The organism is Streptomyces sp. M41(2017) (assembly GCF_002078175.1).
GTDB lineage: Bacteria > Actinomycetota > Actinomycetes > Streptomycetales > Streptomycetaceae > Streptomyces.
The window spans coordinates 781,467-794,451 of the sequence record NZ_MWFK01000002.1 but is presented as its reverse complement, the minus strand read 5'-3'; the positions used below and the strand labels follow the sequence as shown (position 1 = coordinate 794,451).

The 12,985-nt window shown below is 71.8% G+C and carries 11 protein-coding genes and 1 tRNA gene; 6 read left to right on the top strand and 6 right to left on the bottom strand.

The window, feature by feature from the left end:
• Positions 1-2: 2 nt before the first annotated feature.
• Entirely contained in the window at positions 3-1,352 is a 1,350-nt protein-coding gene (locus B0675_RS29085) for a SpoIIE family protein phosphatase (protein WP_081222576.1), read from the bottom strand.
• Positions 1,353-1,596: 244 nt separating this feature from the next.
• On the opposite strand from B0675_RS29085, the gene B0675_RS29080 reads away from it, so the two are divergent.
• The 4 genes from B0675_RS29080 (at position 1,597) to B0675_RS29065 (ending at position 5,180) form a co-directional block, all read left to right on the top strand.
• Positions 1,597-3,669: a DUF1996 domain-containing protein gene (locus B0675_RS29080; protein ID WP_107482869.1), complete on the top strand. Its 2,073-nt coding sequence runs from the start codon at positions 1,597-1,599 to the stop codon at positions 3,667-3,669.
• Positions 3,670-3,899: 230 nt separating this feature from the next.
• Entirely contained in the window at positions 3,900-4,331 is a 432-nt protein-coding gene (locus B0675_RS29075) for a hypothetical protein (RefSeq protein WP_081222575.1), read from the top strand.
• Between the two features lie 164 nt (positions 4,332-4,495).
• Entirely contained in the window at positions 4,496-5,053 is a 558-nt protein-coding gene (locus tag B0675_RS29070) for an AAA family ATPase (RefSeq protein WP_347110261.1), read from the top strand.
• Between the two features lie 53 nt (positions 5,054-5,106).
• Positions 5,107-5,180, top strand: a tRNA-Met gene (locus tag B0675_RS29065).
• On the opposite strand, the gene B0675_RS29060 is transcribed toward B0675_RS29065, so the two are convergent.
• A complete protein-coding gene (locus B0675_RS29060; protein WP_179165462.1) occupies positions 5,178-5,699 on the bottom strand; it encodes a hypothetical protein in 522 nt (173 codons plus the stop codon). The two genes, B0675_RS29065 and B0675_RS29060, sit on opposite strands and share 3 nt — an antisense overlap.
• Before the next feature lie 316 nt (positions 5,700-6,015).
• On the opposite strand from B0675_RS29060, the gene B0675_RS29055 reads away from it, so the two are divergent.
• On the top strand, positions 6,016-6,468 hold the full coding sequence (locus tag B0675_RS29055; RefSeq protein WP_081222573.1) for a flavodoxin family protein: 453 nt from the start codon (positions 6,016-6,018) through the stop codon (positions 6,466-6,468).
• A gap of 76 nt (positions 6,469-6,544) precedes the next feature.
• On the opposite strand, the gene B0675_RS29050 is transcribed toward B0675_RS29055, so the two are convergent.
• The 3 genes from B0675_RS29050 to B0675_RS29040 all read right to left on the bottom strand — a co-directional run bounded on the left by B0675_RS29050 (position 6,545) and on the right by B0675_RS29040 (position 10,125).
• Positions 6,545-8,242 carry an FAD-dependent monooxygenase gene (locus B0675_RS29050; protein ID WP_081222572.1) on the bottom strand — a complete coding sequence of 566 codons (1,698 nt, stop codon included), beginning with the start codon at positions 8,240-8,242 and terminating at the stop codon, positions 6,545-6,547.
• 56 nt (positions 8,243-8,298) lie between these two features.
• Positions 8,299-9,480, bottom strand: coding sequence for a PP2C family protein-serine/threonine phosphatase (locus B0675_RS29045; protein ID WP_347110257.1), 1,182 nt, complete (start codon positions 9,478-9,480; stop codon positions 8,299-8,301).
• A 180-nt stretch (positions 9,481-9,660) separates the two neighbouring features.
• A complete protein-coding gene (locus B0675_RS29040; RefSeq protein ID WP_081222571.1) occupies positions 9,661-10,125 on the bottom strand; it encodes a hypothetical protein in 465 nt (154 codons plus the stop codon).
• 215 nt (positions 10,126-10,340) lie between these two features.
• On the opposite strand from B0675_RS29040, the gene B0675_RS29035 reads away from it, so the two are divergent.
• Positions 10,341-10,991: a TetR family transcriptional regulator gene (locus tag B0675_RS29035; RefSeq protein WP_081222570.1), complete on the top strand. Its 651-nt coding sequence runs from the start codon at positions 10,341-10,343 to the stop codon at positions 10,989-10,991.
• 199 nt (positions 10,992-11,190) lie between these two features.
• On the opposite strand, the gene B0675_RS29030 is transcribed toward B0675_RS29035, so the two are convergent.
• Positions 11,191-12,762 carry an MFS transporter gene (locus B0675_RS29030; protein WP_081222569.1) on the bottom strand — a complete coding sequence of 524 codons (1,572 nt, stop codon included), beginning with the start codon at positions 12,760-12,762 and terminating at the stop codon, positions 11,191-11,193.
• Positions 12,763-12,985 lie beyond the last annotated feature (223 nt).

Sequence of the window (12,985 nt, the reverse complement as noted above, 5' to 3'; positions counted from 1 at the left end):
GCTCAGAGGCGCAGGATCACCAGGGCGGTGTCGTCCGTGGCGCCGCCGGGCGGAAGCAGCTCCGACAGCAGCGCGTCGGCGAGCACCTCGGGCTCGTCGGCCCGGTGGTCGGACAGGGAGGCGGCGAGACGCCCGAGACCCACGTCGATGTCCTCCCCGCGGCGCTCGACCAGACCGTCGGTGTACAGGACCAGCGTGTCGCCCTCGGCGAAGTCGGTGGTGGCCTCGGGGCGCGCCACGTGGTCCGGCCGGGCCCCGAGCGGCGGATCGGTCGCCCGGTCCAGGAACTCCACCCGTCCGTCGCCGCGCAGCAGGAGCGGCGGGAGGTGCCCGGCGCTGCTGTAGGTGAGGGAGTGGGTCTCCCAGTCGGCGCGGACGGTCACCGCCGTGGTGGACTCGGCGCCCTTCACGGAACGCGCGTACAGGCCGAGCACCTCAAGGGCGCGGGCGGGGCTGCTCGAAGCGCGTGACGCGGCGCTGAGGGCGCTGCGCAACTGGCCCATGACGCAGGCGGCCGCCAGTCCGTGGCCGACCACGTCGCCCACGGCGATCGACATCCGGCCGTCGGTGAGGTCCACCAGGTCGTACCAGTCGCCGCACACGTTGAGAGCGCTGGTGGCCGGCCGGTAGCGCACGGCGGCCCGGTGCGGGCCCATGTAGTGCGCTGCCGGCAGCAGCGCGTCCTGGAGGGCGAGGGCGACCTCGCGCTCCCGGGCGTGGGCCCGCCGCAGGCGCTCGTTGATCTCCTGGAGCTCCCGGGCGCGGCTGAACAGCTCGGCCTCCAGGAAACGTGCCCGGTCGGCGTCGGTCCGCCTGCCCCGGGCCCGGATCAGCTCGGTGACCTCCTCCACCCGGTGGACGAGCAGCACCACCCTGCCGTCCTCGTCGAGCAGGGGAGCGTTGACCGGACTCCAGTACCGCTCCTGCCAGACACCCGGCCGCTCCAGGGACTCGACGTCGTAGCGCTGGAGGGCCATGGTGTCGCGCTGCCCGGTCTCCACCACACGGCGCAGCGACGCCTCGAGGTTGCGCACCCCGTCGGACGCCGGATCGTCCGGCCGGTCGGGGAACACGTCGAACAGATACCGCCCCACCAACTGCTCACGGGAACGGCCGGAACTGTTCAGGTAGTCGTCGTTGGCGTCGACGTAGACCAGTTCGGGGGTGAGCAGGGCGACCATGCCGGGCAGCGCGTGGAACACGCCCGCGTAGTCGTGCGCGACTCCCGTCACCTGCTTCACCCGCCTCCTGCCGTGGCCCTGGTCGTGCCCACGGTGGAGACGGCGGAGCAGGCGACCCTGCCCCACCGGCTCGGCCTCGGCCACGACCCAGGGGTGGTGCAGTGTTCCCATCAGGCCATCGCTCGGCGGCCGGTGCAAGCGCGGAGGGTCCACGGGCGGTTCGCGGACGGCCGCCCGGCGGGTGCGGTACGCCCGGTGGGCGCCTCCCCGGTCATGATCGCGGCGACGCCTCGGACCGTTGCTCCATACGGGGTTGCTGTGAATTCGCGGGACGGCTGAACACACCGGCGCCCCCTCGCGTATAGGGCTGGGGGATTTTCAGGCGGGGCCGACCACGACGCGTAGGAGCATTTCCTTGGGACGCAACAGGCGCAGACGCCCCACGGGCGCACGACGCGCAACCTCTGCAGCAGTCGCGCTGATTCTGGGCGGAGGCGGGCTCGTCGCCGTCAACGTCTACGCCTCGGCCACCGAGAGCGGCGGGGGTGGAGGCGCGCAGGGTGCCGGCAGTCATGTCCTGTCGGCCGGAGCGGCCACCATCGACTGCCCCGACGTCGGCGAGAAGTTGACGACCGTGCCCGACGCGGCGAAGGGCGACGTCGACAAGGAACTCGCCGCGCTGGACCAGCAGATCGCCGAGGCCTATCAGCAACTCCGTTCCGACGGAGCGCAGATGGAGCAGAACGGCGACAGCGGCGCCGACGCGGTCATGAACCCGTTGAAGGAGAAGCGGTCGGAGTCGATCGGCCGCATCGTCACCGCCGTCGACGCCGCGGGCGACCGGCCCGGGGGACTCGACGACCTGGCGGCCTGCACCCTTCGCTCCAGCGGCGACCAGAGCGGCGCGGACGAGAACGGTGACCAGAGCGGCGGGCAGGACCAGGGACAGGAAGGGCAGGCCGGGCAGGACCAGGGCGCCCAGGGGCAGGAGGGGCAGCAGGGCGGCGGTGACGCGCCGGCCGGGAACGGCCCCGTGGTGGCGGACTTCGCCGACATCAACTCCGTCCAGCCCGCCGCGCAGACCCCGCGGCCCCAGGACGGCGCCTCCACCGGCGAGTTCGTCACGAGCTGCGGTGTGAACGCGAACGGCCTGTTCAACTCGGACAACGTGATCGTGGCCCCCGGCGTCACCAACGGCGCCCACCACTTCCACGACTACGTCGGCAACCAGTCCAACAACGCCTTCGCCAGTGACGACGACCTGGCCAAGGCCGACACCACCTGCCAGGACAAGGGCGACAAGTCCACTTACTACTGGCCGGTGTTGCGGCTCCAGAACGGCACCCGCGAACGCGACGCCGACGCGGCGGGCGGCGGCACGGAGGGCAACGCCGGCGAGATCGTCACGCCCAAGCAGGTCACGCTGACCTTCGTGGGCAACGCGCGCGGCAAGGTCACGGCCATGCCGCGGCTGCTGCGCATCATCACCGGTGACGCCAAGGCCTTCGTCAACGGCACCGCGAACGCCAACGCCTCCTGGAGCTGCACGGGCTTCGAGGACCGGCAGTTGAAGGACAAGTACCCGGTCTGCCCCCAGGGCAGCGACGTGGTCCGCACGTTCAGGTTCCAGAGCTGCTGGGACGGCGCGAACATCGACAGCGCCAACCACCGCACCCACGTGGCGTTCCAGGACGCCGAGGGCAACTGCCCCGGCGGATTCAAGGCCATCCCGCAACTGGTGCAGCGCATCGTCTACGACGTGGACGCGCCGAGCCTGAAGGACGGTGGCCGTACGTCGCCGCTCTTCGCGGTGGACTCCTTCCCGGAGCAGCTGCACAAGCCGGTCACCGACCACGGCGACTTCATCAACGTCTTCGACGACGGCCTGATGAAGGACGCGGTCGACTGCATCAACCAGGGCCGGAAGTGCGGGGTCGGCGCGGGTGACGACGACTCCCAGGACCCCGAGGAGACCGGCAAACCGCAGGAGCCGTCGAAGAGCGCCGAGCCTCCGAACCCCTCGGAGAGCGCGGAGCCCCCGAACGCCTCCGAGGAGCCCTCGGAGCAGCCGGCGCCCCCCGCCGACGACCCGTCCGACGACGACGGCGGCCAGGCCCCCGGTGACGACGACGGCGGCCAGACCGCGGAGCCCCCGGCCGGCACCCAGGGCACCGAGCCGGCCGGCGACGACGACGCGTCGCCGATCGAGGCGGAACCCAAGGCCGACGTCACCTCCTCGGGTCACGCCGCCGGGGCCGGTGGCTCACACGACGACTCGGACGACGGCTCGGGCGACGTGGGGACGGCCGCGTCGACCGCCCCGGTGGCCGGATCCGCTCCGTCGGCAGCCTCGCAGACCGAACCGCAGGCCGTCGCGGGCGGTGGGCTCGCCGACACCGGTGCGCAGCTGTGGCCGGCCGCGATCGGCGGGATCTTCGTGATCGCCGGATTCGTCCTGCTCCGCAGGATCAGGCGGGGCGCCCTGTGACACCGGCGTCCGGCGAGAAGGAGGGACGAGTCCTGACGGAAGCGTCCTGGGATACGCCGGACGCCCGGTCGTACGAATGAGTCCTGAGGGGGCTTGTGCCCGGCCCACGCTGGGAACAAGCCCCCTCGGAAGTGTCCCGGGAGGCGATCTCGACCAGCGGTGTGCGCCGATTCACAGCATCCTGGGGTGAGACGCGATCATGTCGTCCACATTGGGGAAGGCGAAGCTCCATGGACGCATCAGAGCAGGCACCGGATGACCGGCCCCTCGACCTGTACCTCGAAATGCTCCGCCTGCGCATGGCTCCGGCGGACTACGCGCTCTTGCTGCGCATGGTCGAGCCCGTACTCGAAGCGATCAGGGAGGAGAGGGCTGGAGCGATCGAACTGAACCTGGACGGCGAAGACGCCGACGACGTCCCGCAGGAGGTCCGTGACGAGGCCTCCCTCGTGGTCGCGGTGGCCGTGACGGGCCGCCTGGACAACCGGATCGTCGAGCTGGAGACCGAGGAGATCGGTGTCGTCCGGGTCGTGACGGACTCGGGTACGGCCGACGATCCCGAGCGGTGCAAGGAGATCGCCGACTTCATCGGTGAGCGCCACCGCCAGGACGAGGAACTGCGCGGCATCGCCGAGGTGAGCGGTCTGCCCACCGATGTGTGAGACGCGGTGGAGCGCCCCGGCCTGTGCCGGCCCGCCGTAGAGACGGCTGGGCGGTGCGGGCCGCGGTCGTTGTCGACGCGGCCCGCTCGGGCGTCCGCGCCTCCGGGGATGTTGCCCGGAACCGACGTGTGCGGTGAAGATCGAGTATGCGAAGAATCCTGGTCGTGGGAAGCACCGGCGCCGGCAAGACGACCTTGGCGCGCGCCGTCTCCGGACGGCTGGGCATCCCGTTCCACGAGATGGACGCCCTGGCCATCACGGGACCCGGCTGGCGCGAGAATCCCCACCTGGTCGACGACGTGTCGCGCCTCAGCGAGGGGCCGGCCTGGGTGATCGACTCCTTCGGCCACCCCAGCGTGCGCGACCTGCTGTGGGAACGTGCCGACACCGTCGTCTGGCTGGACCATCCCCGTACGGTGGTCATGCGCCGGGTGCTGCGCAGGTCGGCGGCCCGCACCCTGCTGAGACGCCGGGTCTTCGGCGGCAACGTGGAGACGTTCGGCTCGTGGTTCGATGCCGAGCACCCGGTGTGGTGGGCCTGGTCGCAGTACGCGACCCGCAGATCCGACATCGCCGCCCGCTGCGAGGTGCCCCGCCCGACCCCTCTGAAGGTCGTCCGCCTCCGCACACCCCGGGCCACCAGAACCTGGCTGGCCCGCCTGACCGGACCCTCGGCCCGCCCGCCCACGGAAGCACCGCCCACACCCACTCCCCGAGCCTGAGACCGATCATGGTCTTGAACCCGCGAAACATGGCGTAGGGTTGTGTTCAACGACGCGGGGTGGAGCAGCTCGGTAGCTCGCTGGGCTCATAACCCAGAGGTCGCAGGTTCAAATCCTGTCCCCGCTACTCGAAGACAGAGGGTCCGGCACCACTGGTGCCGGGCCCTCTGTCATGTGTGGCCACGTGCGAGAGTCGTGTCCTCGCCGCCGCACGCACCCGGCGCGTCCTTCCGCGTTCGGCCAGCAGACGGAGGGCCTCGCGCGGGGCCGCGGTCGGTGTGGCCACGACGGCGCGCTGCAACCACTCGGAGCCGGCGGTCAGTTCCTCGGCGGTCCACGCCTGGTCGAGCACGACGGCCCTGAGCCGGGTCCATTCCTCCAGTCGGCGACGGAGGAAGGGCTGTTCGGCTGTGAGGTCGGTCATGAGACGCACCCAGGCGGCGAACCGGTCACCGGTCAGCAACACGGCGGCACGCCGGTCCAGATGGCGGCCCACGGCGCTACTCGCCATCCGGGCATCCGTGTCGCGCAACACCTCGACGATCAGCCGGGCTTCCTCGTCCTCCGGGACGGCCTCGAGTGCGCTGAGGTACATCGCGAAGCGCAGATGCTCGGGTGGTCCTCCGGCGGAGGGGGAGGCGGTCACGCCCTCATGCTGGCCGAGCCGCCGGTCGGACGGGAATCGACTTTCCCGGCCCTCGTTCGCGCCGGCCCCGATGCGCATGCGACAACACCGCCCCCGGAGAACCGAGGGCGGTGTGCGTGGAGCGCCGGGCAGGCCTTGCACCTGCATTTCCCCGCAGGAAGCGGGGCGTCTTTCCTTGGACCACCAACGCCGGGCCCTGCACCGGGTGTTCGGTGTGGGCTCGGGGTCAAGCGTAGCAGGCGGCCCGTGTCGGCCGACGGGGCCGGCTGTCCCGGTGGTGCTTGCGGTGGGCAGGGCGGGGCGGCAAGGTGCAGGGGTGGCTACCTTGTTGATCGTCCATCACACCCCCTCGCCCAACTGCCAGGCCCTGTTCGAAGCCGTGGTCTCCGGGGCGACCGCTCCCGAGATCGAGGGCGTACGGGTGGTGCGGCGCGCCGCGCTGAGTGCGACCGCTTCGGATGTGCTCGACGCCGACGCCTGCCTGCTCGGCACTCCGGCGAACCTCGGCTACATGTCGGGTGCGTTGAAGCACTTCTTCGACCAGGTCTACTACCCGTGTCTGGACACGACGGCCGGGCGGCCCTTCGGGTACTACGTGCACGGCGGCAACGACGTCACCGGAGCGGTGCGCGGCATCGAGACGATCACGACGGGCCTCGGCTGGCGGCGTGCCGCCGAGGCCGTGACGGTGACCGGCGAACCGGGCAAGGCCGACATCGAGGCCTGCTGGGAACTAGGAGCGACCCTCGCGGCCCGGTTGATGGAGTGACGGGGTCTGCGCGTGTTCGCCCGACCGGCCCCCGGGTCGCTGTTGTTGATGCGACTCCGGACGGACCGCGTCCGCGCTACGCGTAGCCCGGCGGGGCGAAGGGGCGCGCCAGGGCCGCCGTCAGCCCGGACACCGTGGGTGGGCAGAGGCGGGCGGCGAGATAGCCGTCCGGGCGGATCAGGAACGCCGTCGCCCGGTCCGGCACCGCGTAGAGGCGGGCGAACTCGCCGAGTGTGTCGACGTAGACGGGCGGGCTCCCTGCGTCGGGCCGGGCCTCGGGCGGGAGGATGACGCAGACGTCGACGCGGTCGCGGGTGAGATCGCGGGCGAGGTCGACGAGTTGGCCGACACCGTCGCCGTCCCGGTCCGTGTCGCCGTACAGGAGCAGCACGTGCTCGCGGTCGCGCAGAACGTCGTACAGGCGCAGCGGATAGGTCGCGACGGGTGCCGCGAGACCGGCGCAGTCGGGCGCGCGGTCCCCCGGCTGCGGGGCGGGACCCGGAGACTCCGGGTCGACGATCGGGCTGCCGCGGTAGCCGACGAGGAGCTGGGCCTCGCGCAGCATCAGGGTCGCCGGGTCGCTCGCGTCAGCCTGGATGCCCTGGCCCGCGTGCCGGACCGTGCGCTCCACGACCTCCTCGCCGACGGGCCGCCGCTCGGCGTCGTAACTCGCGGCGAGCAGGCTGGAATGCGTACCGCCCTCGATCGCGAGGGCGAGTTTCCAGGCCAGGTTCCAGGCGTCCTGGATGCCGGTGTTCATGCCCTGGGCGCCGGTCGGCGGGTGGATGTGCGCCGCGTCGCCCGCCACGAAGACGCGCCCGTCGCCGTACCGGTCGACGATCCGGTGGCTGATGCGGAACACCGAGGACCAGCGCAGTGCGGACGCGGTGGTGGGCCGGGGGGAGAGCCGGTCCAGGACGGTCTGGATGTCGGAGAGGGCGGGACCTGTGCCGCTCTCCAGTCCGTGGGCGATGTCGTCGGACGGTTTCGACTGCCGTGCCGCGGCGGAGAGTTCGGGCGGCACCGTCATCGACATGCGGTAACGGCCCCTGCCCGGCAGCGGGATGCAGACCAGCAGATCGTCCACGGCGCCGGCGGCGTCGTGGTGCATGGCGCGCACGCCGTACCCCTGCGGGAGGTCCCAGTCGACCTCCACGTCGCCGAGCATGTACTCCTCCGGGAAGGCGCTGCCCTCGAACGTGAGCCCCAACTGCTTGCGGACGGTGCTGTGGGCGCCGTCGCAGCCCACCAGGTACCGCGCCCTGACCTCCTCCTCGACGCCGGACGCCGACCGCAGCGCGACCGTCACCCCGTCGAGGTCCTGGTCGAACGAGACCAGTTCGGTGCCGCGCTCGACCGTCGTCCCGAACCGCTGGAGGAACTCGTCGAGGATGCGCTCCGTCTCGTACTGCGGCAGCGCGGCGAATCCGTAGGGCACCTCGGGCGGGAGCACGAGGTCGATCCGGGGCTGCTCGACTCCGTCGACGTAGGTGAGCTGCCCGTACATGGGCACCGCCGCTTCGAGAGCCGTGCGGGCGAGCCCGATGTGGTCCCAGATCTCCAGGGTGCGGGGCTGGATGCCCACGGCCTTCGCGTACGGGAGGCGGGCCGGCAGCGGGTCGACGATCCGGCAGCGCACACCGCGCCTGCGCAGTTCCACGGCCGCGGTGAGGCCCACCGGGCCGGCGCCCGCGACGAGCACGTCGGTTCCGAAGATGTGCGCCACGGGCGCCTCCCTGCGTTCGTCCCCGCCGCCGAGCAGCTCTACCTCCATCGTGGCCCCGTCGCCTCCGGCCCCGCCACTCGAACCGAGTCGGCCGGTCGGCCCGGTCAGGACGCGTCGTCGGACCGCGGCACCGGTCCCTCCGCGTGCTGCCCGCGATGGGGGAGCCGCAGGTGGTGGGCGGTGGTGCGTTCGATGACGAGGAGGGCGGCGTCGTCGGCCGGCTCGTCGCCGATGTGGCGGACCAGGTCGTCGTGGATGCGCCGCAGCAGGGTGTCGGGACCGGACGCGGGGAACGACGCGAGCCGCTCGGCCAGGGGGTAGAAGGCGCCGCTCGGTGACCGGGCCTCGATCACACCGTCGGTGTAGAGCAGCAGCAGGTCACCGGCTTCGAAGGTGAACGGATCGGTGTGATGGCTCGCGGCGGGCAGCTCGCACATGCCCAGCGGCGGGACCGGGTGCCGGGCGTGCAGGACCGTGACCTCGCGGTCGCGCAGGAGCAGCGGCGGGGGATGGCCGCAGTTGATCATCCCGACCTCGGCGTCGGTGTCGGGGATGTCGAGGACGAGGGCCGTGGTGAAGTGCTCGCCGGGATCGTGCTCGGTGTCGGCCACCTCGTCCAGGTCACGGCACACGCTCACCTCCAGGGCCGCCGTCAGTTCCGGCAGGGTCGCGTACCGGTGGGCCCCCTCGCGGAAGGCACCCAGCACCACCGAGGCCTCGCCGATGGCGGCCAGCCCTTTGCCCCGCACGTCACCGATGATCACGCGGGTGGACGCTCCGGCGGCCCGGGTGACGGCGAACAGGTCGCCGCCGATCTGTGTGTCGTCCTCGGCCGCCAGGTACAGCCAGGCCGTGCGCAGCGGGCCGATCCGGCGTGGGGGCGGGCGCAGCAGGACGCGCTGGGCCGTCTCCGCCACCGACCGGGCCCGCACCAGCTCACGCGCCCGCCGCTCCCGTACGTGGCACACGAACACCACCAGCGCGGAGAGCACGATCAGCGCGATGATCTGCGCCATGTGGTTGGTGGTGGTCAGGCCGCCGTGGAACACGGCGATGACGACCTGGGCGATCACGGCCAGGAGCCCGACCAGTGCGGTCAGGAGGGGGCCGGCGAACGAAGCCGTGAGCGTGGGCGCGATGACCAGCAACGGGCCGAGATGCACGTCGGTGGGGGAGCGGATGTCCACGACCGCGATCACGACGATCAACGCCAGCGGGATCGCCACCAGGCCGCGACCCGTCGGTTGCTCCACGAGGCCGCCCACTGACATGCGCCGGTTGCCCACGCGTCCAGTTTGCCCTGATTTTCGGATCACGGGCTCCGGGTGGGGCCGGGACCGCCGCGGTGTCCCGGCTCGTCGGCCGTCCTCGGAGGCGATCCCGGCGGGTCCACGAGCCCGCTGTCGGCGCGCCGCGCGGGTGGCCGGGCGGCGGGCCGACGTCAGTTCCACGTCAGTTCGGCGACGTCAGTTCCACAGCGGATAACTGACCGTGCGGTCGAACCCCGCGGGTCGGTCGTGGGTGTACACCAGCGTCATCTGCGTGTAGTGCCGCTGGTGGGGCTTCTTCTTCCACGACTGCGGGTGATCCAGCTTCACGACGACGGGGTACGAGTGGAATGTGCCCGCCGCGCAGTACGGCTTGCAGTCGTTCACCACGTTGACGCCCCGGGCCTCCGCCGAACTCTGGTTCCAGTGCGACCAGTGCAGCGACACGAGCCGGCTGTTCCCGTCGCCGCAGGCCAGGATGAAGTTCGTCGGGCGGACGTCCGGCTTCCAGAGGCAGTCGACCAGGACGGGCGCCGACTGCTTCGGCTGCGGAGCCCGGGCGGCCGCGGGGACCTGCGGAGCTGCCGAGGCGGTACCCATGACCGCGGCGAGCGAGGCGGCCGCGCAGAGGGTGATTGCTGTTCTCGCTGTGCTGCTGCGCATATGTGTGCTCCGTGCGGGACGACGGTCGTTCGGTCGCCGGTAGGTGATCACCGGCTTCCGTCTCTGCCCCGACGCTACGGCCCCGATGTGTGATGCACCACTCATATGGATGAACGACATCATTTCGTGAGAATCGTTCCGGAGAGCTTCACACCGGTGGAATCCGCGTCTTGACCGGCGTATCGGGACAGCGCCGCGAACCCTAGAATTCATCCGTGACGAATGGATCCGGGCCGCAGCGTGGGCGCAGGCCGGGCAGTCCGGACACCCGGGCGGCGATCCTCGACGTGGCACGGCGTCGCTTCCTGGAGGACGGCTATCACGCGGTCACGCTGCGTTCCGTCGCCGGCGAGGCCGGGGTCGATCTCGCCCTGATCAGCTACTACTTCGGCTCCAAGAAGGGCCTGTTCGGGGCCGCTCTGGCGCTCGGCGCCAACCCGGCCGAGATCCTCGCGCAGGTCGCCGAGGACGGGGACCTGAGCACGTTTCCCGAACGGGTCCTGCGCCAGGTCCTCGCTGTCTGGGACGACCCGGTGTCGGGGCCGCCGCTGCTCGCGATGCTGAAGAGCGCGATCGACGACGACGGCTTCGGAGAACTGGTCAAGGAAGCGGTCGAGCGGGAGATCGTGGAACGCATCGCGGGTCTCGTGCCCGGCCGGGAGGCCCGGCAGCGCGCCGCCTCGTTCACCACGGTGATCGGCGGGCTCATCGCCACGCGCTACCTGCTGCGCCTGGAGCCGATCGTGTCCATGAGCGTCGAAGAGGTGGTCCGTTTCGTGAGCCCGCAACTGCGCCAGGCGCTGCGCGGCCCCGGTCGTCAGGCGCCCCGCAGCCGTCCGGTCCGGCCACCGGCGGCCCGCCCCTGACCCCGCCCGGTCGCCCGCCCGCCGTACGTGCCGCTCCGACGCGCACGCGGCCGGTCGAAGTGCGCGAAGTACGGGTACGGGTACGGGTACGGGTACGGGTGGGCGTGTACACGAAGGGGCCGGCGCCCCGCTCGATGCGGGGCGCCGACCTGGTGTCCGTCCCGGGCTGCGGAGACCTCCCGGCCCCGACCCGTGGGATTCACCGGTACGCGGGCTGCTCGTGCTCCTCGGTGTCGGCCGGACCCGTCACGTCCGTCGCCTCGTCGTCGAACGGCTTCTGGAGCGGGGCGGAACGGAGCAGCAGCGCGACGGTCACCGCGGCCAGCACCGCCGCGGCCGCGGCGCCCAGGAGTGCGACGTGCATGCCGTCGACGAAGGCGGTCGTCGCGTGGCCGGAGACCGGGCCGCCGATGGCGTGGGCGGCAGCGAGGGAGGAGCGGGCCGCGTCCGCCTCGTGGTCCGGCAGGCCCGGCAGGCTCAGGTGGTCACGGTAGGCGGCGCTCAGCAGGCTGCCGAGGACGGCGATCCCGAGGGCCCCGCCCAGCTCACGCGCCAGGTCGTTCATCGCGGACCCGACGTTCTGCAGGGAGCGCGGCAGGGCGTCCGTGATGGACGTCGTGGCCGGGGTCATGGCCAGCCCCATTCCGGCGCCCAGCGGCACGAGACCGGTCGCGATGAGCCAGTACGGGCTGGACGCGTCGAGCAGGGAGAGCACGCCCATCCCGCCGGCGACGCCCACCAGGCCTGCCACCCACGGCCTGCGGAAACCGAACCGGGCCACCAGCCGCGGCGTCGCACGCGAGACCGGCACCATCGTCAGGGCCATCGGCAGCATCGAGGTGGCGGCCATCAACGCGCTGTCTCCGCGGACCAGTTGGAGGTACTGCATCATGACGAAGATGAAGCCGAAGAAGACGAAGAACTGAAGCATGATCGACAGTGAACCGGCGGCGAAGTGGTGGTTGCGGAACAGCCGGGGGTCCAGCAGCGGGTTGGCGCGGCGCAGCTCGAAGAGGACGAAGCCGGCCAGGATCACCAGCCCGAGGCCGATGCCGCCGAGCGTGACCGGGTCGGCCCATCCGCGGGTCGGCGCCTCGATCACCGAGTAGACGAGCGCGACCAGACCGGCGACGGCGAGGAGGGAACCCCCGATGTCGAGGCGGGGCTGCTGCGGTTCCGCGGACTCGGGGACGAAGAGCAGGGTCCCGATCAGCGCGACCAGGGCCAGGGCCACGTTCAGCAGGAACACCGAGCGCCACGACCAGCCCTCCAGCAGGGCGCCGGTGGCGAACAGTCCGACCAGCGCGCTGGCCCCGGCGACCGCCGCCCACACGCTGACCGCCTGTGCCCGCCGGGCGCGGGGGAACGTGCTGGTGATGGTGGACAGCGTGGCCGGCATGACCAGGGCCGCACCCACGCCCAGCACCCCGCGCAGGGCGATCAGCGTCGAGGGGTCGGTGGTGAGGGACGCCGCTGCCGATCCTGCTCCGAAGAGGGTGAGCCCCGCGAGAAGGGCCCGCCTGCGGCCGAAACGGTCGCCGAGCGCACCGGCCGGAAGCAGCAGCGAGGCGAAGACGAGGCTGTAGGAGTCGATGATCCAGGACAACTGCGTCTGCGTGGCGTGGGTCTCGCGGGCGAGGTCGGGCAGGGCCACGTTCAGCGAGGCCATGGCGGCGACCACGGTGCCGAGGGCCAGGCAGGTGACCACCAGGATCAGATGGTGGCGTGCGGCCGGCGCCGGGCCGGCGGTTTGGGCGCGCGTGGAGGGCATGGCCTCTGTCCTTCGTCCGAGCGGTCCGGGCGGATCCCGGTGCCTGGAATCAGACTCGGCGGCCGGCGCGCCGATTTCCACGTCGATGAATTCTGCCGGGCCATGGCGGCCGATGCGAAGACGGCGCCGCCCGGCGGCGCACCCCTGCGCGGTACGCCGCGAATACGCAGGTCAACACCTCGCTGAGGATGCGGTGCGGATCCCTCCCCGACGGTCCCGCGTG

Excerpts from the sequence above, each read along its gene's own strand:
- B0675_RS29085 (WP_081222576.1), bottom strand. The coding sequence starts at position 1,352 with ATGGGAACACTGCACCACCCCTGGGTCGTGGCCGAGGCCGAGCCGGTG.
- B0675_RS29075 (WP_081222575.1), top strand. The coding sequence starts at position 3,900 with ATGGACGCATCAGAGCAGGCACCGGATGACCGGCCCCTCGACCTGTAC.
- B0675_RS29050 (WP_081222572.1), bottom strand. The coding sequence starts at position 8,242 with ATGGAGGTAGAGCTGCTCGGCGGCGGGGACGAACGCAGGGAGGCGCCC.
- B0675_RS29040 (WP_081222571.1), bottom strand. The coding sequence starts at position 10,125 with ATGCGCAGCAGCACAGCGAGAACAGCAATCACCCTCTGCGCGGCCGCC.
- B0675_RS29030 (WP_081222569.1), bottom strand. The coding sequence starts at position 12,762 with ATGCCCTCCACGCGCGCCCAAACCGCCGGCCCGGCGCCGGCCGCACGC.